Source organism: Psychromonas sp. CNPT3 (genome assembly GCF_000153405.2).
In the GTDB taxonomy this organism is placed as follows: Bacteria; Pseudomonadota; Gammaproteobacteria; order Enterobacterales; family Psychromonadaceae; genus Psychromonas.
This window is the reverse complement of record NC_020802.1, coordinates 2,860,571-2,887,131: the sequence shown is the minus strand read 5'-3', so window position 1 is coordinate 2,887,131 and position 26,561 is coordinate 2,860,571. Positions and strand designations below refer to the sequence as shown.

Sequence of the window (26,561 nt, the reverse complement as noted above, 5' to 3'; positions counted from 1 at the left end):
AGCAGAATTATGCTAGGGCTTATCATAAAGAGTTACCTATAGGTTAATCTTGCGTTAAATCAATGTATTTTGTTATAAATCCACAAAGGCTTTGTTTAATTAAAAAGCCGAAGAGTCTATTTATCATCGTTCACTAGGCTGTTTTAATTTAGAATAATCCCGTGATTTGAGGATTTGAGGATTTGTAATAGCACTCTGCCACTTTAACTGCTTTTGGGCGCTGTTTTTTTTGATTGGCTACGTATAAGGCAATAGAAAAGCCAAGCTGATGGTGCGAAGAGCTAAAGGCTCAAGCGACTTAAGTGCGCTTGAGCCTTTATTACAATGACAGAGGAGTGCTTACTTATTTATTTACTGGTTTTCTTTTTGCCATTCAGTGAGATAAGTTTTGTTTTACTGACTCGGTAACGATAAATTTCACGTAAGTATTTAATCGCGCGTTTAACGTTTGTTGAGGTTAAGCGGATATCATTAATAGAAATGAATTTTTCTTCATCACCTAATATTTCGCGATATTTCTTTTCATACATTGGTTTGATGGCGTGCCAGTTAGTATCTAAAATTTTCGCTGGATTTTCAAACTCAGAAATCATTTTATCAAGCCCTGCTTCGTCAAAATCATCACTAGTAATAAAGTTTAAGAAGGCATCATCAAAGTTATCATCAAAGCAATATTCATTTTTTGCAAAGCAACGTTTTACGTAAGAGACAATTAAAGTTAAAAAATCATCACTTAAACAAGGGCTTTTTGCAATTAAGGTGGTTAATGAAATATTTTCGGATGCGCCAATGACTAACGCATAGCGTTTCAAGGTCGTGTTCGGGAATAAACTATTAAGATGCGTCTTTAAACGGTTTAAGTCCATGTATGAAAGTTTGTAATCTTTTGGTAATGAGATAATAGAGACCACAGATGAACATTTATTAAAAAAGAGGATCTCTTTTAGTTTACTGGTATCGTAATTATTATCACGGCACTCGGCAAGATGTTCGCGGTAAATTTCAGCTTTCATGGGTAATAAACTCACGCCTTCAATCGCGCGTGTATCTTTATTAAAATGAGGAAGATCGATGGAGCGGAAGAAAAGATCGTCAATATCTAATTCAACTAATTCACTGTCTTCTTGGCGGCCATTAATAATGGGAGCGGTTTTCTTAACCGTTGACTCTGCATAAGCGATGGTCACAGGGCCTGCTAAACTCATAAATAAATCATTGGCATCTAAGCGAATGGTATCACTGATATCCACACCCGCTCGGCGGAAGTAATCTTGGTCGTAATCTTTAGTTACCGCTTGCGCAGTTAATATATTAAATATTTGCTGTGAAATATATTGGTTTGCATATTTTTCCATGGTGTTTACATCAACATTTTCCATGCTGCCACCATCGGCCTCTTCGGCATAACGCATAATATCATTTGATATCAGCATCATTGAATTCCAAGGGCGTAATCGATCTACAATAGTACGGTCACTTTCATGGTCTTCGCGATCTACATTATAAGAAAAGTCCCACTCTTCAGAGAGGTATTTACATAATAAGCGGCCCGCATTGATATGTAAGGCTTCTGAGATTTCAACGCTCTGACAAGCGATATTGGGTAATATACAGATACCGCTACTAAAGATGGGCTCAAATACAAAGGAATGCGCATCACTACGGCGTTCGCTCTGTATTTTTTTCTCAGTGTGTAATGTTTTGCTCATATAAGCATATTGTTGTGCTAAGCCAAATTCTGATGCCATACCAGAGCCTGTACCACCGCCTGCACTAAAGATATAAAAGAATAAGCGTGATTGATTGGCTTTAATACCACAAGAATCAATAAGGTAAGAATGAATGGATTTCCAATCTTTATTTAAAAATTTCTCCGCACCTTTGTTGAGAATGATTTTTGCTAAATATTGGCCTAATACAGGTGCGTTACCTGATCCACCCGCATGTACTTCGGAAAGGTCCATTATTTTCATTTTAGGATAACCGTCTAAAAGGCTATGTTTACCATCCATGTAAGAATAATGTACTCTGCCAGAGATATCTTGGTCTAAATCGCCTAAGATCACAAAGGGTTCAATTAAAAACGCCGCGTGTTTATTGTGTTTATCTTTAATGCCTAATGTGTTTTTTATCCATTGAGTCGTCAGTGAGCTTTGATTCTTTGTTTTGGCTCCTGATTTTTGGAAGTCATTAAGGTAATAATTACGCGCGTTATAAACCAGATTAGCAAGATCTAAAGAGATGTTCGAGCCACAGCGTCCTAAACCAATTAAACAAACAGATGGGAATGGTGCATTGGTTTGATCTTCGACCGAAAAATTATCATGTAAAGGATATATTTGTTTTTTTAATTCAGTTAAGTTTTCTAAAATACGTTGAGTATCATCTTCAATGAAATACATGTGTTTAGAGCTAGAAGGAACATGATCATCTAGTATGCTCTGAGAATTCATTGATATTTCTTTTTCTTCATTAATTGAGTTGTTTTTAGACTCTTCTAACTCTGTATTATTGAAAGCTTCACTGTCATGATTTTTTTCTTTTAGCGCACTTTTTTTGATTTCCATATTATTTCTCTTAACTGATACCTAAAGTAAAAGGCGCTATATGCACCAATATAACAACACGTTACTATAATTTATAAGATCACACCAATCTAGTTTATATCAATACAGCATTAGCAATTATAAAATGCTTTGACTTATTTTAGAAAGGAGATACTGCGCACAAATAGGAGAATAGGTATAAATAAAAAGAATTGTAAGTTATGACAGGTTTCAGGATAAGCTTATTCGTTTATTTCTCATCTTAAATCTCTACATTATCTGTTCATTTTCTCTGACGTTTGTAAGTTAAGAATGCCTCATTTCATTATCAATACACTTCAAAAAAATGGCTATAGAAACCAAACTCCGCCTTTTCAATAAAAATAAAACGATCTTTTAATAAAAGCGCCTAAATGTCACAAAAATTAAAAATAAACTGTAATTTTATTGATGTGCTGATTATTAAAGTTCATATTCTGCATTTAGAAAGGGATCTCTTTCTGATACTGATCTTTTCAGCGAATAAATAAAACAACATAAGGAATATTGAAAATGAAAAGAGCGATACTATTTTCTCTATTGATAGTGATAGCTACACCATCTTTTAGTAATGATTATAAAACCACATTAGAATATAGGCATGAATATAAAGATGGTAATAATAAACATTCAGATAGGATTAAAATATTTTTAGATTCAGGTGAAAATTTGGGCCTTGAGCTCGATGCTCGTTATAATAATGAAGACGAAAATAAAACATTTAATGACATGTCGATGAATGGATCAGAGCTTTCTATTTTTTATTATAAAGCACTTAACCGTAACTTACTTGGTCTCGTCGGACTGTCAATGGACTTTAATCCGGATGGATTAGTGTACGTTCCTTATGTTCGTTTAAACTACTCTTTTGATAGTGGGTTTCGTACTCAAGCTCGTTACAAATGGAAGTTATGGGATTATGCGGATACAACGACGGATATTCGTTCTAAAATACAAGAGTTAGATACCTGGGTTGCTTATGCAAGTGGTAATTGGGATTTCCAAATGGAGATGCAATATTGGCAACAAATGGAAAGTAATGCGATAAGTGAATTTGATAATGGCAATTCTGATTATCTCTATAACTTTAGAGTTATGTATGCATTTCATGGGCTTAATGGTAAAAAATGGCGTCCTTTTGTTGAAGTCGGTAATGTAAGAGAGAGTCGTACTACAGATAACAGACAAACGCGTTATCGTGTGGGTATTAAATACACTTGGTAATCTTGTTCTGAATGATCTTCATTAAATAAGATAGATCTAATCGTATAAAACGAAAAGTATAAGTACTAAAAATAGTGGGTGTATAAGGGAACCTACAAGGCTAAATAGGAGCGGATATTATTATTCCGCCCTTATATTAGATACTATTGCACTGCTTACGAAATGACTTTTCAGTGTTTCTTCTTTAATTATTTAATAGCGATTAATTCTATTTCAACCAGAGCATCCATTGGTAAACGCGCAACTTCCACGCAAGACCTCGCTGGTTTATGCTCCCCAAAAAATGCAGCATAAAGTTCATTTAACTTAGAAAAATTATCCATATCAGATAAAAAAACGGTTGTTTTAACGACTTTGTTTTTATCATAGCCTGCTGTATCAAGAATGCTTTTAACATTTTTAAACATTTGTGTTGCTTGAGTAATAATACACTCACCTTCAAGTTTTAAGGTGAGGGGATTTAATGCTAACTGTCCTGACATATAAAGAGTGTTATTGGCATCTATAGCATGGGCATATGGCCCAACAGCGGGAGCGACGTTATCTGAGTATATTGCTTGCATTACTTTTCCTTATTGTTGATATTTTTTAATTCAACAAGCATATCTTTAAAATCACGATAGCGCATCGCAAAAAGAATTAAATCAGAATATTAAAAGCACAAATGTATGATAGGAGAGTTTTTAATGCACTTAGTTAGAAAGATCAACTTACGGGAAAGATTTGTTTTTAAGTATTGTTTGTATGAGATAGGGTTTTTAGAGTAAAGGTTCAAATGTCTATACGGTCTTTTTGAGGATCTTTCAAAACGCCGTAGTAAATAATAACTATGAGACTCATAAAGAAAAGATTAAGCTTATATTCGTTTTGTCTAGCTAATTTCCTAGGTTATAAAAGCGAAGTTACATTATAAATCTGTACTCTTAGTAATAAATTACGTTATGACCTATAAAATGAAATCGAATGATTTTAAGACAGAAGGCGTTAGGTACTGGTGAATATTATAAAAATATTTATATCAGTATAAGGATGGACATTAAATGTTTTTATGGAGGAAATATGAAAAGAGTTTCTATTGTTATCCCTTGCTTTAATGAAAGTGAGGTTATAGATACCACCGTTGCAGAATTGATATCGGTAACACAGGGGATCAAAAATTATGAATTTGAGCTGATTTTTGTCAATGATGGTAGTTCTGATGATACAGAGAAAAAATTGCTGGCGCATAGTAAACGTTATAACAATGTACGTACTATTTCATTTTCACGTAACTTTGGTCACCAACAAGCAGTGAGCGCCGGTTTAGATGTTAGTACGGGTGATGCTGTGGTTTTGATCGATGCTGATTTGCAAGATCCTCCAAAAGTTATTGCAGAAATGATAATAAAGTGGGAAGAAGGTTTCGATGTTGTTTATGGAACAAGAGCAAGTCGTGAAGGTGAATCGTGGTTTAAGCTTCTCACCGCGAAAAGTTTTTATAGAATATTAAACTATTTGTCAGAGGTTAAAATTCCACTTGATACGGGTGATTTTCGTTTAATGGACAGGCAGGTTGTTGATCATTTAATAGCAATGCCGGAAAAATCTCGATTTATTAGAGGTATGGTCAGTTGGATTGGTTTTAATCAAACGGCAATCAGTTATAAACGCTCTGCACGTTTTGCGGGTGAATCTAAATATCCGTTAGCAAAGATGCTTAAATTTGGCATCGACGGCATTTTATCCTTTTCAGTTAAACCGTTAAAATTATCGATTATGATGGGCTTTGCATGTTCAGGGGTTGCGATGCTGATGTTACTGTATTCAGTATATATTCGCTTGATGACGGATCATTGGGAGACTGGCTGGACCTCAATATTAGTCTCTATTTTATTTATGGGGGGAGTACAACTGATTTCTATCGGTATTCTGGGTGAATATGTCGCGCGAATTTATAACGAATCCAAGCAGCGTCCGCTGTATATTATCAAGCAACAAAGAGAAGTGGATGTTCAAGAAACAGACTCAATTACTAAGTAATTTAGTGACCTCAGATTTACAACAAAAAATACGTTTTGCAACGGTAGGTGTTATTAATACGGTTGTGGCGTATTTGGCTTTTATGATCTTTTATGAACTATCAGCGCGCTATCTGATTTCCTCAATCTTCTCCTATTTCATTGGGATGATCATAAGTTATGCCCTTAATCGCACATTTGTATTTAGAAGTAAGAAAGAAAAAGGGCAATTTATTCCCTTTTGTGTGGTTAATTTTACCTCATTAGCGATCTCAACCGTTACGTTATTTTTGTTGGTACATTATGCAATGCTACATGTCTATTTAGGGCAGGGATTGGCGGTATGTGTGTCTATGGGGATCAATTATTTAGGTTATAAAATAGTATTTACAGAGGGAGTTTCAATGCAAAAACACTTTAAAGATTTGTATGATAAAGAGAGAAATATCAAGCCATTTATCATGCTGCAATGGGGAATTCTCATTGTATTTACTGGCGTGACATTATTTAATCTACAATTGGCGATGTCGGCAAATGTAGCGCATGACGCATTACCTTATATGGAGAATTATATAGGTAAATTCACCACAGAGGGGCGCTGGATAAATTTTGCCTTCTATTATCCATTATGTGCATTACCTGCTTTTATTGCAGCCAGTTTAGCTAACCTCTTTATGTTTATATTTGTTTACAAAGTAGCAATGGGTATAAAGAAAGAGTATTGGTTGGCTATCATGGTTGCTTTGTTAGTTATCAATATACCTTCTTTTACTATGTTGCTTAAATGGCCGATGACGATAATGCCAAGTTGCTTTATGTTGGCCGTGTTGGCATGCAACAAAGATAAATTAAAAATGCCCTTATTTTTAATACTGGCAGGGATTTTGTTATTTTCTACCTATCCCGTCTTCTATTTTTTGATGCCGTTATTGTATTTATCAACGTTAAGACACGCTTCTTATTCTGATAACTTTAAATTTTTGTGTTTTTGGATTTTAGGTTATGTACTTGGGTATGTCGTTGCCAATGCATTTGTGTACTTATATACCTTTGCTTTCTCTGATCAGGCATCCTTTATTCAGTTTGTGAGTTGGCGACATGAAACACCATCACATAGCCTATCTGCATTGCTTGGAAATATACAAAGTAGTGCCGGTAATTTTATGCGTAACTTTAACTATATTGGGCGATTAAGCCTATGGCTTTATATCCCGATTGGCGTTACCGCATTATGGGCATTGCGAACACATTTTAAATATACAGTGATGCTTTTATTAGTGGTGATCTCATTGTACGTTAGCGTGCTTCCCCTTGGCATAACGGTTCCCCTACGTTCGGGAGTTACCTTCCCGATAGGTATGGTGATGTTGTTATTTATTATCCCTAATAAATATTGGCGCTTACTGACGTTGCTGAGTCTTATGATCCCTTTTGCATTGCAAACGTATAATTATAATTCACGCTATGCGTATAACAGAGAAGTATTGGCGCAGATGCTAGAGAAACATGACAATCAAAACGCATTAAAAAATCCCCAACGTTTTGATAAAATTGTAGTGCGTGTGGATGCTAAAAAGATGAGTCACTATATGTGGGAAAAAACCGGTTCAAATTCTTTTAAGCGGGTTTTGAATTTACGAGATCATTATATTAAACCCTATCTATACCAATATGATTGGAAGGATGCTGAGATAGAATTTCTGAATATAGTGGGCGCTCAGATAAAAGGTAACGTGTCATTTAAGATAAAAGATAAGATACTGTTTGTTGTTATGGAGTAATAGTAGAAATAAAAAAAGAGAGGCTTGCCTCTCTTTTTTTATGATGATTTAGTAAATAAAGTTAAGGTAGCCTTGTAATATAATGGCATTCACAATATCAATAAAAAAGGCGCCTACGATAGGTACAACCATAAATGCTTGTGGTGACGGTCCTGTTCTGCTGACTAATGCGCCCATGTTCATAACAGCGGTAGGGGTTGCGCCCATACCAAAGCCACAATGACCACCTGCCATTACTGCGGCATCATAATTACCACCCATGACTCTAAAAGTGATGAAATAGGCAAATAGACCTAAAATAACCGTTTGTATTAATAAAATAAATAACAATGGGATCGCCAGATTAAAGATCTCCCATAATTTTAGATTCATTAAAGCCATCGATAAGAATAAAGAAAGTGAAACGGTACCTAAGATATCGATACATTCACTGTTTATTTTATAGCCACGTGAAATTTCAGTAATATTGGTGATCACCACGCCGATAAAAAGAGCATAAACAAAGTTCGGCATTTTCAACCAGCTGATACCTAGATTTGAGATGGCATAGCCAACCCATTTAGCGCCTACGACACAGATAAGTAGAATAAAGAGAACTTCTAAAATACTTTTTGCGGTGACTTTATCTTCTTCAAGTTGATCATAAGTAACCAAATCAGGGTGATCTTTATGCGAGTTACCGCCGGCACCATAAGATGAAACAAGATTATTTTTATTAATAAGTCGCTGCGCTACTGGCCCACCGATGATACCGCCCATGACAAGACCAAAGGTCGCAGATGCCATCGCAAATTCAAGGGTGTTAATACCGTAATCGTCAGAGAATGTTTGCGCCCATGCCGCGCCCGTTCCGTGTCCGCCAGAGAGGGTAATAGAGCCTGCAATTAAGCCCATTATCGGATCTAATCCTAATGTTGTTGCCATACTAACGCCGACAATATTTTGGATCACAATATAAAAAGACGCAATACCAAGGAAGATAAAGACTTTATTACCACCCTTTAATAATAATTTGTAGTTTGCGGCGAGGCCGACGGTACTGAAAAACATCAGCATCAATGTATTTTGCATGGACAGTGAGAACTGCAATGTGATCTGATAAAAATGTAAAATAGTGATAATGGTGGCCACAATAAGCCCACCGACGATGGGTTCGGGAATATTATATTTTTTGAAAAAGGCAACATGACGGTTGACGGTATGACCGATAAATAAAACCAAAATGGCTATCAGAAAAGACTCAATTTCACCTATTGAATATATTGTATTCATGAAACTCCTAATTGAACATGTTGAGTTTTATTTTTGTAGAAGTCTATTTATAACTAATTTCTATTTGATAAAACTCTGTATGGGAATACTAAGTTTGATAGCGCGAGTATTGTAGTGAATACTCGTTATTCGCGTTATGAAACTCGGCGCTTTTTTATGGGTATCTGATGCATTGATCAGAAGGATAAAGTGGTAGGTTTACCACTGCTAATAATTTTATGGAATGAAAAAAGCAAGGCTATCTTTATAAATTACATCATATCTAGGGCAAAACGATAATGTATGTTTAATGCTAAAAAATCAAACTAAATAATTCGCAATGTGATCTACTGTTCCTTTTTATGTATTTATTAGAGGTACCACGTAAGTACCAATCCGAGAGCCTACACTTTTAAAATACTGATGTAAATCATGTTAGCTGTTCCCCGCTACCTTTTGCTCTGATCTTATAGACATTATAATGCCTTTCATTTTAATGAATGTTTTATCTTTTAACCCCCTGTTAACTTCAGTTTAACTTCTCTTTTACTTTAGATTACCTCTTATAACCTTATAAGGTGAGGATTGGTATTTGTTTTCCTATAATAACGTGGAATATGAAAAAATGATTTAAAAGTGTCACGGCCAAAAAGTTATTGATTATTTTTTGTTAAAATCTCATGTGGTTCATGATTTTGTGAGCTTAATTAAAAGTATAAAATTATTAAATAGCATTTTTTTTTATCTTTAAAGTCAATTAATACAGTATTTTGTTGCGCAATAAATAAACACTGTTGTAATGGTAATTATTATCAATTAACCTCTTTTTTCTATTTAGTGGTCTTTTGGTGAGCTATGTTTTTAAAAGTAATACAAGGTGTCTTGATTGTTTTCTCTCTTATGATCTCAGTTAATACATATGCAAGTCCAGACTATCAGGCGCTTGTAGATGATATTTCCCAGCGTTTAGATAAAACGTTGGCACTCTATGAAGAAGGTCAAATAACCACGGCAAAACGCACCGTACAAATGGCTTATTTTGAAGTTTTTGAAAACTTAGAAGGCCCCATTCGTATTAATTATTCGGCCGATTTAAGTTATCAATTAGAGAGTAAATTTGGGTTTATTCGTAAATTAATTACTAATAAGGCGCCTTTAGCGCAAGTTGAAAATGAGATCCTGACCTTAAAAAAAGCATTACAAGCTTTACCTGAAGCATTAAAAAATGGCCATCAAATAGTAGCGCAGAGTCGCCATGACTTAAACGATGAAATAGCGCCTTACTGGTTAAAACAAATTGAATTTATTGATGAACGCTTAGGCCTTGCTGTTATTGCTTACAAAACACACCAATACGAAAAAACCAAAGCGTATGTTCGCCAAGCTCAATATAGTGGCTATAAAAACTCTGAATTGGAAACATACCTTGGTATTGAAGTCAGTGGGGCTATTTCAGCTGCCTTTAATCGACGTTTTAAAGTGTTATTAGATTTATGTCAAAGTGATGATCAATTAATTGAATTTGGCTATCAAACGTCGAATTTGGTTTTAGAGTTAAATGATTTTCTGCCCGGCCTTAAAGTGCCACAAAGTCAAAAAACGCAAGAAAATAATCCGCTCGAGCAGAGCAAAGATTGGGATGGCGTTAAACAACAGATACTGGGCGCATTCTCGGACGTTTTAGTGTTACAGCAAAAGGGTAAAACCCAAGATGCTATTTTCTTAGTACAAGATACTTATTTTGATTTGTTTGAAGCCAGCGATATGGAGGCCAAAATCGGAGCGCGTGATGCGACGTTTAAAGCCGAATTAGAAAGCTCATTTACTAAAATCGTGAGTTTGATCCGCGCGGGTAAATCGGTGCGCGCCATTGAAGACGAGATAGATAAATTAGAGATCAACTTAAACATAGCCGTACAGATGTTAAGTAAAGAAAATCAAACACCTTGGTCGCTTTTCTTATATAGCTTGATGATCATTGTGCGTGAAGGTTTAGAGGCGATGTTGGTAGTGGCTGCTATCATTGCGTACTTAATAAAAAATAAACATGAAGACAAGCTCACTATCGTCAAAAACAGTGTTGTTGTTGCTTTGGTTGCCAGTGTGGTGACGGCGCTTATTTTCAAATTCATTTTAGATAATTCAGGTGCAAAACAAGAGATCCTCGAGGGTGTGACCATGCTTTTGGCAGCCTTGGTTTTATTCTTTGTCAGTTATTGGTTAATTGCAAAAGCGGAAGCTTCAAGGTGGAAAGCATATATTGATGGAAAATTAAGTAAATCATTAAGCACTGGCTCAATTATCGGTTTGTGGTTTGCTAGCTTTTTATCTGTCTACCGAGAAGGCGCTGAAACTGCATTGTTCTACTATGCCTTGATCCTTGATGCACAGCTGCATGGATATTGGATGATAGCGGCTGGATTTGCATGTGGCTGCATTATTTTATTACTTTGTTATTTAATTATTCGCTACAGCGTAGTTAAATTACCATTAAGACCCTTTTTCATCTTTACCAGCGCATTGCTGTATTTAATGGCATTTGTGTTTGCAGGTAAAGGTGTTCTTGAACTTATCGAAGGGAAAGTATTTCAACCCCATTTGGTAAGTGACTTTCCACAAATCACGGTGCTAGGCATTTTCCCTTATGTAGAAACGCTCATTCCTCAAGTTGTTATCTTGTTGGCTGCGTTCTTTGCTCTTTATTTACTAAAGAAAAATAAGGTGCAAGAAATTGTTTAAGCCGGCGTATTTATATTTTATTTGTTATCTATGGAGAAGAAAATGATAAAGAACCAACTAGTTAAGATCCTTGCCGGTGGAGCATTACTTGCTGCATCTAGTCAGGTAATGGCATTTACTGAATATCCTGCGGGCGAGTCTGTGGATATCAATCAAATGGAAATTGCTGCGGTATATTTACAACCTATCGTGATGGAGCCTCGTGGTATGGGCTTACCTGCCTCTCAAGCTGATATCCATTTAGAAGCGGATATTCATGCATTAGAAGGTAATAAAAACGGTTTTGGTGCAGGACAATGGATCCCTTACCTAACGATTGAATACACATTGAAAAATACCGATACAGGTAAACAACAAACTGGCACATTCATGCCAATGGTTGCATCAGATGGAACACATTACGGTGCCAACGTTAAAATGATGGGAATTGGTAATTACACTGTGACTTACCGTATTGATCCACCATCAAAAGCGGGTCTTTACCGTCATACAGATAAAGAAACGGGTGTGGGTCGTTGGTGGAAATCATTTGAAGTTAAATATGACTTCAAATACGTTGGTTTAAAGTAACCAACCTCATAAAATAAAAGTGTCGATGACGATCAAGCATCGTGATCGGCACTTTAAAAGGTGATTTTACTATGAGTTTTTTTGCGGCGAGTCTGTTGCATAAATTTTTACTATTTACTTTCTTGCTTGGGCTTTTACATGCAAGATCAATCACGATCAATGTAAAAAGTATTTTCTTACAATCTGTAGGCGCTATTTTTATAGGGGGATTGTTATCTCTTTATTTACCCTCTTCGTTGTTGATCCGTTTATCTATCTCGGTATTTGAATGCATCCTTATTGTGTTTATTTTATTAACCTTCTTATTACCAAAACACTTCAGTATTTTGTGCGCGCTTTGGCAAGTTCTTTTACTCACGCTTGCGAGCTACCTTTTTTTCCTGCAACCAGAAATTTTGCTAATAACAAGTGCCAGCGTACTTAACACTGCGCTTATATTAAATGTGAGTGCCTTGATTTTTGCCGTGTTTTTGTTGGTGTTATGCCAATTAAGCAGTTATAAAATGAGTAAATTTCAGCCGAAGTTGGGATTGTTTTTTGGGCTACTTATCTTATTCTTATGGGCTTTTTCATTAAGTGGTCAATTGCTGCTTTCGATGATGAAGTTACATGTTGCGACCTTAACCAGTTTACGTTTGTCGTTTGCTAGTAAAAGTATTTATTTCACCGAATTTGTGAGTTACAGCGCGATCCTCTTCTTATGCGTTTTTAGCGTGCGTTATCACTTTAAATTTATTGCGCCATTAGTTGAGCCTCTTAAAACGTTAACGGCGATAAAATATCGGCATGCGTTAGCGCAGTATTATCAAAAGCGCAGGTTATTGCGTTTGACTGTACTGACCTTATTACTTTGTTTATCGTCTCTTTTATTTTGGGATCTTTATGCATCTCGGCCTGCCAGTTTATCCGCCTCTACTTTTGTTACGTTAGAAAGTGATGATGCTATCCATCTTGATATAAAGAAACTTGAGCTTGGCAGTGGTAAATTATATCGCTTTATCTGGGTTGCGTCTGATGGTAAAGCTATCCGTTTTTTTGTTATCAATCGTTATAAAGATCAATTGAAACTCGGCGTGGTTTTTGATGCTTGTTTATTATGTGGCGACAAAGGCTACGTACAAAAAGGCAATCAAGTTATTTGCCTCGCCTGTGGGGTACGTATTTTTATCCCCTCAATCGGTAAAGTCGGTGGTTGTAACCCTATTCCCATGCAGTTCACCCAAGATGCGACAGAGGTGCGTATTAGCAAAGAAAGTTTACTTCAAGGTTATCAATACTTTACGCAAACCCTTGAAATAGAAGTCTGGGATCCTGTTGCAAAAATCAAATTATTAAATACGAAAGCCAGTAGCCAGTATAAATACAAAGGCAAAACATGGTTCTTTATTAATGATGCAAACTATACGCATTTTAGGGATGATCCTGAACGTTATCTTGAGAATACCGCCTCAGCAACAGGAGATAAATAATGTTTTTACTCTGCCTGAAACAGTCATTGTGGCGTGGTCGTAACCGGAAAATATTATCGATCTTTACTTTTTTCTTATCCGCAGCCTTACTGAGCGCGTTATTTGCCGTATCCATTAACATTGGCGATAAAATGGCGCGGGAAATGAAGTCCTATGGGGCTAATATATTGATTCAAAGTGCCAGTGAGTCGTTAGCGATGCATGTTAATGGTATTAATTATAATCCGTTATCGGGACAATCCTTTTTAGATGCAAGAGAGCTAAGAAAAATAAAAGGTATTTTTTGGCGTAATAATATTATTGGTTTTGCGCCAAAATTACACGCGCGAGTCAGTTTGAAATCCGCACAAAAAACACTGCCTAATATCGGCTTACTGGGTACCTACTTCAATAAAAAAATTGGCGTCGATGATGAGCCAAATTATCACACTGGGATGCAAATTATTGCCCCCTTCTGGGAGATACAAGGGCGCTGGCCTGATGATAGTAAAATCAATGAAGTGTTAGTTGGTGCTGAGATTGCCAAGCGTTATGCAATATCGATTAATAGCGAGTTAAACATTGTCTATAAACAGCAACAATACCCGGTTTACGTGAGCGGTATTGTGACAACGGGTGGCGAGGAGGATTCGCAGATAATAGCAACGCTTGCGTTAGTGCAGAAAATATTAAATCTGCCGGGGAAAATGCAACAAGTACAAGTCAGTGCATTAACGGTGCCTGAAAATGCACTCTCGAAAGCTGCGCGTAAGGATCTAGCCGGATTAAATTCTGCCGATTATGACAAATGGTACTGCACTGCCTATGTGTCTGCGATTGCATTGCAATTAGAAGAGGCGATGAGCGGGGCGCTTGTGCAACCCATTTGGCAAGTGGCTGCCTCTGAGGGCTTAGTCATAGAGAAATTACAATTGTTATTGTTGGTTGTCACGATAGCAGCCTTTATCGCAGCCGGTCTCGGTATTGCGTCCTTAATGACAACCACCATTATTGAACGGGCAGCTGAAATCGGTTTAATGAAGTCATTAGGGGCAACCAACAGCGAAATCCATGGGCTTTTTTATTGTGAAGCGATGATTTGTAGCCTTATCGGGGCATCACTGGGCTGCGTTGCGGGGGCGTTACTGGCGCGAATTATTGGCTGGTCTCTTTTTAATAGTCCACTTGAATTTAGCTGGATTGTGGTGCCGGTTGTTATTGTTGTTTCCTTATTAATTGCCCTATTTGGTAGTTTTTTCCCCGCTAAAAATATTACCAAGTTATATCCGGTGGAGGTGCTACATGGGCAGTAAGAAAATGCGCATATTTGCGAGTAAAATCCAAAGTGTGTTCCTTTGGACGCTTATTTTTAAAGCCTTGTGGCAACGTAAGCAGCGCGTGCTCGTGGTGATCGGCGCGCTTATAGTGGGATCATCGACCATTTTTGCCTTGACCTCTATTTACTTTGATATCAATGCAAAGATGAGCCAAGAGCTGCGCACTTATGGCGCTAACTTTTTTATTAAGGGATCGTCCTTAGATGCTAACGAATATCTTGAGATGGATCTTTTTAAACAAGTCTTGGCATTGGCAGATAAAGACTTAGTGATGGGCGCTAGCCCGTATTTATTTGGGCAAGTTCGCGCATCATTACAAGAGGTTGTATTAGTGGGAGTTAACTTTAGCGCCCTGCCTAAGATCAGTCCATATTGGCAAGTACAAGGCGCTTGGGTAACGGTAGATTTTGATGAGCGCAATGCAATGATCGGTAAGCGTTTAGCGAAAAAATTAGATGTGGGTGTTGGCAGTTTACTTACTCTTATCGATAACGAAAAACCGATACATTTAAAAATAAAAGGGATCATTGAGTCGGGAGACAGTAGTGATCAGTACTTATTCGTGAACTTATCATTAGCACAAAAGCTACTGCATAAAGCCAATAAATTTCAACATATATTAATGAGCCTCGCTAATGATAACGATCAGGTCGAGGCCTTCGCGCTGCAAATAAATGCAAAAATAGCACAATTAAATGCCAGCGCCATTCGTAAAGTGTCTGCCTCTGAGGGTCAAGTTCTCGATAAAATAAAGGGTTTAATGGCCTTTATTGCTTTGATGATATTTGCGTTAACCACCTTGTGTGTGAATACCACATTAACCGCCATGATAGCGGAGCGTAGCCGTGAGTTTGCATTACAAAAATCACTCGGCGCGCGCAATAAAGAAATTATCCTGCAAATTTTAATTGAGACATTTTTTATCACCACGGTCGCCATTATTTTGGGCTGCCTACTCGGTTATGTACTGGCGCAAATATTAGGACAGACCGTTTTTTCATCGAGTATTAATTTTAGGCTTGTTGCCTGCTTTATTACCATTATAACAGCGATGGTTTCGGCTTTCATTGCTGCCATTATACCGGTAAGGCGAGCGATTAATGTACAAGTTGCTATCTTGCTAAAAGGAGAATAACAGATGCATGAATTTGTTATTGAAACACGCGCTATGAGTAAAAGGTTTGGCAATGTATTGGCGTTAGATAATCTAGATATACAGATAAAAAAAGGGGAGTTTGTTGCCTTTATGGGGGCCTCTGGCTCAGGAAAAACAACCTTACTGAACATTTTAAGTTGTTTGGATGTACCGAGTAGTGGGCAAGTCATTTTAGATGGCATTGATGCTGGTAGCTTAGATGAGGATAGCCAGCGCCAATTCAGGGCAAATAAAGTGGGCCTGATTTTCCAGCAATTCCATCTTATTCCGTACTTAAATGTACTTGAAAATATTATGTTAGCACAACATTACCACAGCGTTGTCGATGAGCGCGCCGCGCGTAAAGTATTGCAACATGTAGGCCTGTCGCACCGCGAAACGCATTTACCTAAACAGTTGTCTGGTGGTGAGCAGCAACGTGCTTGTATTGCGCGTGCGCTTATTAATGAGCCACCCATTATCTTTGCAGATGAGCCAACCGGTAACTTAGATGAAGAAAATGAGAAGCGCATATTAGCCATGTTAAAAGATCTCAATAAGGCGGGGCGCACCATTATTATGGTGACGCATAACCCTGAATTGGGCGCACAAAGCGATCGCATTATTACATTGCAGCACGGCAAAATAATGAGTGAGGTAAAAAACAGTGCGTAAAATATTAACAATGTTGCTACTAAGTCTTAGCGTTTGTGTGCTCAGTGCTTGTAAGGAAGAAATTGTAGCAATCGACAAGGTTGCGCCATCGCTTGCGGCTGTTGATTTACAGGGTCAACAAGTTGATTTTCATGATTATCCTGAAAGCGTTAAATATCTGTTTTTTTGGTCCATTAATTGTGGGGGATGCTTGGCGGAGCTACCCATGTTAGAGCAACTGTCGCAACAATATCAAAGCACCTTAAGTATTGTTTCTATCAATGTTGATACGGATATCGTTGCGCTACAAACATTGGCTAAAAAATATGGATTGAGCTTTAGAATGTTACAAGATCAATTACAGATAACCCAAGAGCGCTATCGCATCATCGGCACGCCAACCGCTTTTATTATCGATAAGCAAGGCATTATTCGTGAAGCGTTTCAAGGGATGATGAGCCACGCTGCACTGCGTGACTTTATTGAAACTGCGCTAAATAAATATTCTAATGTTGAAATAGAGAGTAAGGACTTTTAATGAAAAAATGTATCTATGTATTATGCCTATTACTGAGCGGGCCAATGTTTAGTGGCATCGTTTTGGCGCAGGGCGCAACGGCCCATGTGAAGCATGTGTTTATCAACTCTGGCTCAGAGAAACATTTTTGTACGCTGTGTGGTATGCATCTTAAAAAATTTTACAAAACAAATTATATCGTGAGCTTACAAGGCAAAGACGAAAAACAAGTTTGTTCGATACATGGCGTCAGTGCGCTACTTAAAGAGTTTCCTTTTTCGCACGTAGATGCTATTCGCGTTGTTGATTTTAATACGCAACGTTTTATAGACACTCAAGATGCTTATTATGTGCTGGGTAGCAATATAAAAGGCACCATGTCTATAACCAGTAAGCTTGCCTTTGCGAGTAAGAATGATGCGTTGGCGTTTATTAAAAAAGAGGGCGGGCAATTGACGCGCTTTAAGGCGGCGCTGCTCAATGCTGATAACGACTTTGCGATGGATAATAAAAGGATCTTTAAAAAACGCAGTAAAATGATGTATGCCAAAGGTGAAATGATTTTTAAAACGCAGTGTGATGCAACAAAACTTATTTCATTACAAAAAGAAGGGCAACAAGGTAAGCATTTACATGTTGGCGCATTAAAGGCTTTAATGATCGATAATAATATTTGCTCGGCAATAAAAGGTAAGCGCTTACAAATGGCGGCTCTTTATTACCACGATAAAGTACTTACGCACTCCCCTCATCTGCAAGCTGATTTATCCCGCGCTATTCCTAAAGATGCTAAATGCCCCGTTTGTGGCATGTTTGTGTATAAACACCCGCATTGGGCAACTTGGATCCGAGTAACCGATAGCAAGATCCATTACTTTGATGGGGTGAAAGATTTAGTTAAGTTTTATTTAACACCGAGTAAATATGGCTATGACTATAAAGCAGAAGATTTTAAACAAATAGTGGTGCTTGATTACTTCTCCTTACAAGGCATAGATGCAAAACAGGCTTATTTTGTTGTCGGCTCTAATGTCAGTGGCCCGATGGGCGCAGAATTCATTCCTTTTGAAAATAAAAACGAGGCTTATCAGTTCCTCGTTGATCATAGAGGATCGGGTGTGTACTTGTGGGCTGATTTATTAAAATCAGATGCATTGCATTAGATGAAAAATAAGTTGATTGGGCTCTCTTTTTTCTCGCTACTGATACTTGCCGGAGTAGGCGTTTATAACGTATCTGCGCGCAATGTAAAATTACCGGCGTGCTTACCGGCGGCGCTCGCCTTTTCAACGAATGCAAGTTTTGTGCGTTATAACGAGCGTTCACTACATGCATTAAGTGCGAATAAATTAAGCTTTATTTATAAATCTCAACACGCTAAAAACAAGCACGCGGCAGAGAATAAAGGGCGTTAACATGCAGTTTTTTTATTTTTCATATTTAATGCTAAAGCGTGATATAGGCAAAAACGCGTTATTATTTAGTTATTATCTTTTTTTGGTTTTTATACTGAGTAGCGTGATTTTTACTGCCAATTCATTGCAATATACCTTTTTGCAGGGCGTTAAAAATCAAGATGATATTGTCGTTAGCTTTGAAGTTGCGGGGCGTAATAGTGCGATAACCGAGGATAAAATAGAGAAAATCGAATTGATTGATGGTATTAAAAAAATCAATAAGCGTGTTTACGGGTTTTATGATGCTTATCTAGGTGGTAATAAAATTAGTATTAATGGGATTGATTTTTATGATGCCGACACTGCCTCTTCGATCGCGCCATTAGTGGAAAACTTCGATTTAAAAGATTTTTTATCAAAGCCTAATATGTTGGTATCGGATGCGGTAAAAGCATTATTCGAACGTCAATATTACCAAGATAAGTTCGTTTTTGAAAATCAACAGGGGCACTTTACGAAGGTCTCTTTGTATCGCACTTTTAAGCCGGGAATAGAGCTGTTTTTAAATGATACGATCCTGATTGATATAGAGCTCGCGCAGTCATTACTCGGTTACGCCTCCGATGAATATACCGATGTCACGTTAAGTGTGCCCAACCCTTATGAAGTGGATAATATTATCGAGAAATTGCACGTATTTGGGCTTTCTGGGCGCAGTAAAAAACGAGCGATTTCTGACGCCATGGATCTCTATGAATATAAAGGGGGGCTTTTTCTTTGTTTATATTTAATGGCTTTTCTTGGGTTTATGATGATTTTTTATATTCAAGCGAGCGTGCAAGGTGGTGCGCAGAAGAAACAGGTAGGAATTTTAAGGGCAATTGGCTGGTCTATTAGCGATATTATTCGCTGGCGTTTATGTACCGCGCTACTGATATCTATTAGCGCTTTTGTGCTGGGCGTTACATGTGCCTATTTGTATGTTTTTTTGGTAAACGACAACGTCTTTCTCGGTATTTTTATGGGCACTGAAAACTTAAATAATGATTTTGTCTTATTGGCGCATGTCTCTATCGAAAATATTTTCTTATTGGCATTACTGCTGATCGTGCCTTTTATCGGCAGTACATTGTACCCCGCTTGGAAAGTGGCGGTGCATTCACCGAGTGAGGCAATGAAATGATTTATCTAGAAGATATTGTCTTTGATCCGGATCCTCAAGCCAATGCGGGGCCTATTTTAGATTTAATCAATTTACACGTAAAAAAGAAAGAGATATGTATTTTATCGGGTGTGAGTGGTAGTGGGAAAAGCTCATTGCTGAGTATTATTGGCGGCCTTACTCGCCCTGGCTCTGGGCTGGTATTAATAGATCAATGCGCAATTTCTAAAATGCCAGATAAGCATGCGTCAAAACTAAGACAGCAAAGTATTGGTTTTATTTTCCAGCAATTTAATCTATTTGATAATTTAACGGTATTAGAAAACATTTACTGCGCCTTAGTGCCACTTAAAAAGACGCAGCAAGCAAAGCTAAAAATTGAAACCTATTTAGAATTAGTGGCGCTTAGTCATAAAAAAAATGCGTATGTGCAAGATTTATCCGGAGGGGAAAAGCAGCGTTGCGCGATTGTGCGCGCATTAGTGAATTCGCCCAAACTATTATTGGCGGACGAGCCGACTGCCAATTTAGATAAAGATAATTCAATCATTATTATCAATCTTCTTAAATCGTTAAATCAACAAGGTGTGACGGTACTCATTGCAACTCATGATCCACTGTTTTCTGAGCTTTTGCCAAACGCACAGGTGCATTATATCGATCAAGGTCAATTACGCTGATGTTCTCTTTGTTAATGCTTAGTTTTGTGTTTATAGAATTACTGCTATTTATATTACTGCTGTGTTTATTACCACGTTGCTACTTTATTTATCGTTATTGGGATTTCTCTAAAAGTACGCAAAGGCAATATGCTTACGAGCGTAGCGATCATCTCGTTTCATTGTTATGCCTCTTTATATTGGCGACTAAAATCATATTGTTACCCTTTTTTGTGCGTTTATTAGATCAGTTATCAGAGAGAATATCCGGTGCAATGTGTGGCGCTGGCGTACTCAGTGCAAATGAATTTGGGGTGCCAGTCATGCAACTCAAACTCGCGGTGGTCGCGTTGAGTGTGTTATGGCTATTGTTAAATAAATTTGATATCGACAGTGCTTGTTTTGCTTTTTTAAAGAAACGCTATTGTTGTTTTTTTATATTGGCAGGCCTGATGCTGGCTGAGTTTGTTGGTGAGTTTTTATTTTTTAGCGGGTTAGATATACATAAAGTCGTACTCTGTTGTAACGCTATTTTTGGTGTTAATAAAAATAATGCGTTTCTGCTTGGGCTTTCAACCTCACAAATTCTCGTCGGCTTTTACGTTAGTTTTATTTTCTATGGCTTGGCTTATTTTTTAAAGAAAAAAAGCGTTGTTCTTATTCTTACCTGCTTATTTTCACTGTTTTCTTATTATAGTTTTACCTTGTTTTTTTGTACCTATATTTATGAGATCCCAACGCATCAGTGCCCTTATTGTATTTTTCAAGCTGATTATTATTATATTGGCTATGTCGTTTGGGGGTTGTTATTTAGCGGTCTATTTATAGGTGCTTCGAGTATCGTTTGTTCTTATTTAACCTCACAAAACACAGATGCCTTACAAAAATATGCGTTTATTAGTCATTGCGCTTTCATCGTATTGTGCACCTATTTTGTCGTTTCATTTTATCTGCGCAATGGCGTGTTTTTATAAATTATTTTTTGATAAAAGGAGTTTTTAATATGCCAAGTAACAACAAAAAAGGCCATAAGGGAAAGCTTACCCTGGTGATCCTTATTATTTTATGTGGCCTTGCAGGGCTTGGTTACTATTGTATTAATATGATCATAGATGGCAATAAAGAAGCCATTGTACAAAATAAATTGATTTTAGCCTCAGGCATAAAAACCGATAAAGCACGTTATTTTATCTTTAAGCATTACATTAAAAAAAGATTGTTAGATCTTGATAGTGGCATGTTGGTGGAGGTTGATGATGTGCTTACCCAAGGTTATCAGCAGCACCTTGCCAGCGAAGATCCTGCGCAAAGTAAAAGCTTATCAAAAAAACGCGATGTGGCAAAAATTAAGCGCCGAGCTAACTGGGCAAGTATCTATTTAGTTTTTAACGACGCGGGAAAATTACAGCGTTTTATTCTACCTATTCACGGCAGTGGTGGATTATTAGGAACAATGTCCGCTTTTGTTGGCATAAATACCGATGCACAGCATATTGAATCATTGATTTATTATGAACAATATGAGACGCCGGGCCGAGGTGGAAAAATTGAAGGTGAGCGTTGGCGTAAGCAATGGGCTGGCAAATCTTTGTTTAATGATCAAGGCGAAATGGCCATAAAAATAGTCAATGAGAGGCCTGCATTAGAAAATTCAAAATATGAAATTGATGGTGTAACGGGGGCAACAATGACCAGCCAAGCGGTACAACATAGCTTTGATTTTTGGTTCGGTGCCCAGGGTTATCAACCTTTTCTGAGTAACGTGCAACATAAAGATAAGAAACTGCTTCTTGATTTAGGCCTGTAATTAATACGCGTTATACGGATATAAGCTAAAGATTCTTTATGGGGTACTCCCGAATTTTTGTTTAAGGTATCCCCTTTAGTCTTGGGTATAAGGGATATTAAAAACCGCGCAGGCTGTTTTTAATATCCGCATCTTATCAAGAAAATTGTGAGATCAAGGCTTGCTGTCTTTCGAGTTTATCGAGTAAATCATGGGATAAATCGACAGATTGACGACTGTTTTTCTCACTGTCACATGCCATTGATGAAATACTTACCACATTAATATTGATTTGCTCACTAACGACTGCTTGCTCCTCAATTGCCGTGGCAATTTGCATATTCAAATCGGCTAATTCACTTATCTCACCCGTAATGGCTTCGAGTGAAACGCCTGTCTTATCGGCCAGTTGAATACAGATCACAGAGAGGTCGTTACCTTTTTGCATCGATTTATTAACGATATCTGATTTTAATTGCAGTTTAGATAATAGATCATTAATTTTCAATGTGGAGTGTTGCGTGCGTTTTGATAGGGCGCGCACTTCATCGGCAACCACTGCAAAGCCTCGTCCAAATTCACCGGCTCTGGCCGCTTCAATGGCTGCATTTAAAGCCAATAGATTGGTTTGATCGGCAATACCACTTATTTCACTGAGGACCGTTTCAATAGATTGGCAATCATTACTTAATAAAATGATTTGTTGCTCAACGTCTTGTAGCTGTGTTGCTAAATCATGGTTAGCAACAATAGTTTGTTGCACCATATCTTGGCCTTCTTGGCTTGTTTTTAGGCCTTGTTGTGAGGTGGTTGATGCATGTTCGACGACTTGTGCCAGATCCTGCACCGTGGCAGACATTTCATTCATTGCGGTAGCCACTTGATCTGTTTCATTGTGTTGTTGCAATAAAATGCTCGACACTTTTAACCCGCATTCTGATGCATCTTTGGCTTTTTCGGTGATACTGTCAGAGACGTCAGAAACGCGGCCAACAACAGCGCTCAGCTCGGCTTTACGCATTCTTAACGCTAAATCGATATTACCAATAACGTCATGTGTTCCGGTATAAAGATAGCGCATTAAAGGGTTGTCGAAGGTAGAGATAGCAACCGTAATGATTTTTTTATATTGAGTGCGCCAATGTATAAATAAAGCACAAAAAATGGCAGAGACAAGGGTACTTGCAATACCTACCCACATATTGATATCACTAAGCAATGCATTTGCGAGGCAAAACAGGAAAGTCGCAATAAAAAAACCTTGAAATAGTGCACTTATATCGGTTGTCCTGTTTAATGCTGCCGGTGGCGTACCCGCTTTAATTTTTTTATAAACCTGTGTTGCTCTGTTTACAACCTCAGCATCTAATTTAGTGCGAATGGATTGATACTCAAAAATATTGCCTTCACTATCTTTGATCGGTGTAACAAAGGCATTAACCCAGTAATAATCCCCATTTTTACAGAGATTTTTAACGGGGCCCATCCATGATTTCCCCGCTTGTGTAAATGACCACAAATCTTTAAATGCTTGTTTGGGCATATCGGGGTGGCGCACCATATTGTGTGGTTGACCTTCTAACTCATTTAATGGGTAGCCTGCTATATTACAAAAATTTTCATTTGCATATTTAATATTACCGTGAAGATCGGTAGTTGATAATAATTTTTCAGATTCAGTAAATAATTGCTCTTGGCTCATGAGGATGTTCACTTATGATAATGATAATGATAATGATAATATTTTAATGTTTCAGATGGCATTTTACATTTAGATCTTAAATTTTACATTTAGACCTTAAATTTCACAAAATGTAGATCTGTATTTTATGTAAATATAACTAAAAAACAGCTCTATGTTAATGATTTTTTTCAATAAACATTCTTAATGTTTGAAGTGTAAAGGTTTTTTGTATTTATTCTTTGAGGGTTTTTAATAGAGATCATACGATTAAATACAGGAGATAAGCCTTTTGACAGTGTATTTTTATTTTTTGTTGTACGATTAACACCTATTTTTGCATATATAAGGCGACAGGTATAATCTAGTGTTTTAGGCTCGGTTTATGAAAATAAGCTATCGCCTTTAGCTTTAGGAGATAAAAATGCCGAGTAACACAAACAATGATCGCATTCGTTTAACCCAATATAGTCATGGCGCTGGTTGCGGATGTAAAATATCCCCACAAGTATTACAAAAGATTTTACAATCCTCTCTACCTCCTTTTTCAGATCCTAATTTACTGGTTGGTAATGCAACGAATGATGATGCTGCAGTGTATGATCTTGGTAATGGCAGTAGCATTGTGAGTACCACTGATTTCTTTATGCCGATTGTTGACGATCCCTTTGATTTTGGGCGCATTGCGGCCACTAATGCAATAAGTGATATTTATGCGATGGGCGGTAAACCTATTATGGCCATTGCGATCTTAGGTTGGCCGATTGCGAAATTAGATCCAAGTATCGCAGCGCAAGTACTCGATGGTGGGCGATCCGTTTGTCATGCCGCAGGGATATCTTTAGCGGGAGGGCACAGTATTGATTCACCTGAGCCTATTTTTGGTTTGGCGGTAACGGGCGTCGTTGCAACAGAGCATATTAAGAAAAATGTGAGCGCAAAATCGGGTGACCTTTTATTTTTATCTAAAGCGATTGGCGTGGGCATTTTAAGCACCGCAGAAAAAAAGGGCTTATTACAAGCTGAGCATAAAAACATAGCGCGCGATAGCATGTGTCAATTAAATGATTTTGGGCAGCAATTAGGGTACATGTCCTTTGTTCACGCGATAACGGATGTGACCGGTTTTGGCTTATTGGGACATTTATCGGAAATGTGTAAAGAGGGTGTACTCGGTGCAACGCTTGATTTTAAGGCTATCCCTGTTTTAGGCGGTGTAGAGCATTATATTTCTTTGGGCGCTATCCCCGGAGGCACTCATCGCAACTTTGCGAGTTATGAAAATAAGGTAAGCCAGATAACGCAAGCGCAGAAAATGATATTGTGTGATCCTCAAACATCAGGCGGATTGTTAATTGCCGTTGATCCCGCGCACAAAGAGGCTTTGTTAGACAAAGCGAAACAAGTAGGCTGTGAACTTTATCAAATTGGTACAATGCATACTTTAGAGGCACAAAGCCCCTTAATTAGTGTTGTATAAAATGGATAATAACAAGAAAAAGTTAACGCCAGAGCAGGCGAACTATCGAACGATGCTACTTGCTAACACTCCCTTAATCGATGTGCGAGCGCCTGTTGAATTTGCACAAGGCGCTTTACCTAATGCGACTAATTTACCCTTAATGAACGATAATGAGCGTCATTTGGTGGGCATTTGTTATAAGGAAAAAGGTCAAGATGCCGCCATTAAATTAGGCTATCAATTAGTTGAAAATGAGATGCCAGCGCGCATTGAGCAATGGGCCACATTAAAAAACCAACAGAGTAATGCTTTGATATATTGCTTTCGTGGGGGGCTTAGATCGCGTTTATCTGTGCAGTTTTTAAAAGATAATGGCGTTGATATATCCCTTATTCCAGGGGGTTATAAAAGCGTACGCCGTTATTTGATGGGCATTTTAGAAGAGCAAGAGCAATTACCGATTGTCGTGCTAGGCGGAAATACCGGTTGCGCTAAAACCGAACTGATTCAACGTTTAAGTAATGGATTAGATATTGAAGGAATGGCTAATCATCGAGGCTCTAGTTTTGGGAAGCAAGTGACCCCTCAGCCTCGGCAGATAAATTATGAACATCAACTCGCATTAAAGATCCTACAGATAGCAAACCGTGCAGGCTCGTTAGTGATAGAAGATGAAAGTAAAAGGATTGGCCAATTAATGGTGCCACTGCCTTTGTTTAAAAATATGCAAGAGGCGCCAATGGTCATCATAGATGATCCTTTAGAGCTGCGATTGCAACGCTTAAGCAAGCAATATTGTGCGGATATGTGGCTTAAATTTAAAGCCGAATTAGGTGCTGAGCAGGGTTGGACGGCTTATGAAAATTATTTACATCAAGGCTTGTGGGGGATCCATAAACGTTTAGGTTTAGAGCGCTTTAAAATGTTAAAAGTGCTACTTGATCAAGCGTTGCAGGCTCAAAAAACGCGTGCCTGCTGTGCTGCGCATCAAAGCTGGATAGAAATTATATTGAGAGATTATTATGATCCTATGTATCAATATCAATTAGCGTCTAAAACGCAGCGCATACAGTTTTCAGGATCATCAGATGAGGTTGCGCAATGGCTTATGATGCACAAACAGTCACTAAGAACATAAGCAAGCGCATTCTTTTTTATCTACTGCGCGTGTTGATA

General features: G+C 37.7%; 22 protein-coding genes. 18 read left to right on the top strand and 4 right to left on the bottom strand.

What is annotated here, in order from left to right; translation table 11 throughout:
* Positions 1-347: 347 nt before the first annotated feature.
* Positions 348-2,567 (bottom strand): hypothetical protein, encoded by a 2,220-nt coding sequence (locus PCNPT3_RS12705; RefSeq protein ID WP_015466253.1) that lies wholly within the window; start codon positions 2,565-2,567, stop codon positions 348-350.
* A 531-nt stretch (positions 2,568-3,098) separates the two neighbouring features.
* Between PCNPT3_RS12705 and PCNPT3_RS12700 the strand changes: the two genes are divergently transcribed.
* The gene (locus PCNPT3_RS12700) at positions 3,099-3,809 is read left to right on the top strand and encodes an oligogalacturonate-specific porin KdgM family protein (protein WP_015466252.1); all 711 of its coding nucleotides are present in this window, start codon (positions 3,099-3,101) and stop codon (positions 3,807-3,809) included.
* A gap of 188 nt (positions 3,810-3,997) precedes the next feature.
* Here PCNPT3_RS12700 and PCNPT3_RS12695 read toward each other — a convergent pair whose 3' ends face one another.
* Positions 3,998-4,372, bottom strand: coding sequence for a Rid family detoxifying hydrolase (locus PCNPT3_RS12695; RefSeq protein ID WP_015466251.1), 375 nt, complete (start codon positions 4,370-4,372; stop codon positions 3,998-4,000).
* Positions 4,373-4,868: 496 nt separating this feature from the next.
* Here PCNPT3_RS12695 and PCNPT3_RS12690 point away from each other — a divergent pair, with 496 nt between their 5' ends.
* Together PCNPT3_RS12690 and PCNPT3_RS12685 are read left to right on the top strand one after the other, a co-directional pair.
* Complete coding sequence (locus PCNPT3_RS12690; RefSeq protein ID WP_015466250.1) at positions 4,869-5,828, top strand: glycosyltransferase family 2 protein; 960 nt, start codon at positions 4,869-4,871, stop codon at positions 5,826-5,828.
* Complete coding sequence (locus tag PCNPT3_RS12685; protein WP_015466249.1) at positions 5,797-7,587, top strand: GtrA family protein; 1,791 nt, start codon at positions 5,797-5,799, stop codon at positions 7,585-7,587. The genes PCNPT3_RS12690 and PCNPT3_RS12685 overlap by 32 nt, the downstream gene beginning before the upstream one ends.
* Positions 7,588-7,635: 48 nt before the next feature.
* Here PCNPT3_RS12685 and gltS read toward each other — a convergent pair whose 3' ends face one another.
* On the bottom strand, positions 7,636-8,859 hold the full coding sequence (gene gltS, locus PCNPT3_RS12680) for a sodium/glutamate symporter (RefSeq protein ID WP_015466248.1): 1,224 nt from the start codon (positions 8,857-8,859) through the stop codon (positions 7,636-7,638).
* Positions 8,860-9,693: 834 nt separating this feature from the next.
* Here gltS and PCNPT3_RS12675 point away from each other — a divergent pair.
* The 13 genes from PCNPT3_RS12675 to nqrC all read left to right on the top strand — a co-directional run bounded on the left by PCNPT3_RS12675 (position 9,694) and on the right by nqrC (position 22,263).
* Positions 9,694-11,577, top strand: a complete 1,884-nt coding sequence (locus tag PCNPT3_RS12675; RefSeq protein WP_015466247.1) for an FTR1 family iron permease — start codon at positions 9,694-9,696, stop codon at positions 11,575-11,577.
* Between the two features lie 42 nt (positions 11,578-11,619).
* Positions 11,620-12,147 (top strand): iron transporter, encoded by a 528-nt coding sequence (locus PCNPT3_RS12670; protein WP_015466246.1) that lies wholly within the window; start codon positions 11,620-11,622, stop codon positions 12,145-12,147.
* A gap of 71 nt (positions 12,148-12,218) precedes the next feature.
* Positions 12,219-13,616 (top strand): Fe-S-containing protein, encoded by a 1,398-nt coding sequence (locus PCNPT3_RS12665; protein ID WP_015466245.1) that lies wholly within the window; start codon positions 12,219-12,221, stop codon positions 13,614-13,616.
* Positions 13,616-14,908 carry an ABC transporter permease gene (locus PCNPT3_RS12660; protein ID WP_015466244.1) on the top strand — a complete coding sequence of 431 codons (1,293 nt, stop codon included), beginning with the start codon at positions 13,616-13,618 and terminating at the stop codon, positions 14,906-14,908. The genes PCNPT3_RS12665 and PCNPT3_RS12660 overlap by 1 nt, the downstream gene beginning before the upstream one ends.
* A complete protein-coding gene (locus PCNPT3_RS14310; RefSeq protein ID WP_015466243.1) occupies positions 14,898-16,067 on the top strand; it encodes an ABC transporter permease in 1,170 nt (389 codons plus the stop codon). The genes PCNPT3_RS12660 and PCNPT3_RS14310 overlap by 11 nt, the downstream gene beginning before the upstream one ends.
* 3 nt (positions 16,068-16,070) lie before the next feature.
* Positions 16,071-16,742 carry an ABC transporter ATP-binding protein gene (locus PCNPT3_RS14305; RefSeq protein WP_015466242.1) on the top strand — a complete coding sequence of 224 codons (672 nt, stop codon included), beginning with the start codon at positions 16,071-16,073 and terminating at the stop codon, positions 16,740-16,742.
* Positions 16,735-17,259, top strand: coding sequence for a TlpA family protein disulfide reductase (locus tag PCNPT3_RS12645; protein WP_015466241.1), 525 nt, complete (start codon positions 16,735-16,737; stop codon positions 17,257-17,259). Before PCNPT3_RS14305 ends, PCNPT3_RS12645 begins: the two co-directional genes overlap by 8 nt.
* On the top strand, positions 17,259-18,401 hold the full coding sequence (locus PCNPT3_RS12640; protein ID WP_015466240.1) for a nitrous oxide reductase accessory protein NosL: 1,143 nt from the start codon (positions 17,259-17,261) through the stop codon (positions 18,399-18,401). Before PCNPT3_RS12645 ends, PCNPT3_RS12640 begins: the two co-directional genes overlap by 1 nt.
* Positions 18,402-18,653 carry a hypothetical protein gene (locus PCNPT3_RS12635; RefSeq protein ID WP_015466239.1) on the top strand — a complete coding sequence of 84 codons (252 nt, stop codon included), beginning with the start codon at positions 18,402-18,404 and terminating at the stop codon, positions 18,651-18,653.
* Between the two features lies 1 nt (position 18,654).
* A complete protein-coding gene (locus PCNPT3_RS12630; RefSeq protein ID WP_015466238.1) occupies positions 18,655-19,818 on the top strand; it encodes an ABC transporter permease in 1,164 nt (387 codons plus the stop codon).
* Positions 19,815-20,477 (top strand): ABC transporter ATP-binding protein, encoded by a 663-nt coding sequence (locus tag PCNPT3_RS12625; RefSeq protein ID WP_015466237.1) that lies wholly within the window; start codon positions 19,815-19,817, stop codon positions 20,475-20,477. Before PCNPT3_RS12630 ends, PCNPT3_RS12625 begins: the two co-directional genes overlap by 4 nt.
* The gene (locus tag PCNPT3_RS12620; RefSeq protein WP_015466236.1) at positions 20,477-21,430 is read left to right on the top strand and encodes a hypothetical protein; all 954 of its coding nucleotides are present in this window, start codon (positions 20,477-20,479) and stop codon (positions 21,428-21,430) included. Before PCNPT3_RS12625 ends, PCNPT3_RS12620 begins: the two co-directional genes overlap by 1 nt.
* A 29-nt stretch (positions 21,431-21,459) precedes the next feature.
* Positions 21,460-22,263: an NADH:ubiquinone reductase (Na(+)-transporting) subunit C gene (nqrC, locus tag PCNPT3_RS12615; RefSeq protein WP_015466235.1), complete on the top strand. Its 804-nt coding sequence runs from the start codon at positions 21,460-21,462 to the stop codon at positions 22,261-22,263.
* 136 nt (positions 22,264-22,399) lie between these two features.
* On the opposite strand, the gene PCNPT3_RS12610 is transcribed toward nqrC, so the two are convergent.
* Positions 22,400-23,944 (bottom strand): methyl-accepting chemotaxis protein, encoded by a 1,545-nt coding sequence (locus PCNPT3_RS12610; protein ID WP_015466234.1) that lies wholly within the window; start codon positions 23,942-23,944, stop codon positions 22,400-22,402.
* Between the two features lie 403 nt (positions 23,945-24,347).
* Here PCNPT3_RS12610 and selD point away from each other — a divergent pair, with 403 nt between their 5' ends.
* Positions 24,348-25,403, top strand: a complete 1,056-nt coding sequence (gene selD, locus PCNPT3_RS12605; RefSeq protein WP_015466233.1) for a selenide, water dikinase SelD — start codon at positions 24,348-24,350, stop codon at positions 25,401-25,403.
* A gap of 1 nt (position 25,404) precedes the next feature.
* The gene (mnmH, locus tag PCNPT3_RS12600) at positions 25,405-26,523 is read left to right on the top strand and encodes a tRNA 2-selenouridine(34) synthase MnmH (protein WP_015466232.1); all 1,119 of its coding nucleotides are present in this window, start codon (positions 25,405-25,407) and stop codon (positions 26,521-26,523) included.
* Positions 26,524-26,561: the final 38 nt, after the last annotated feature.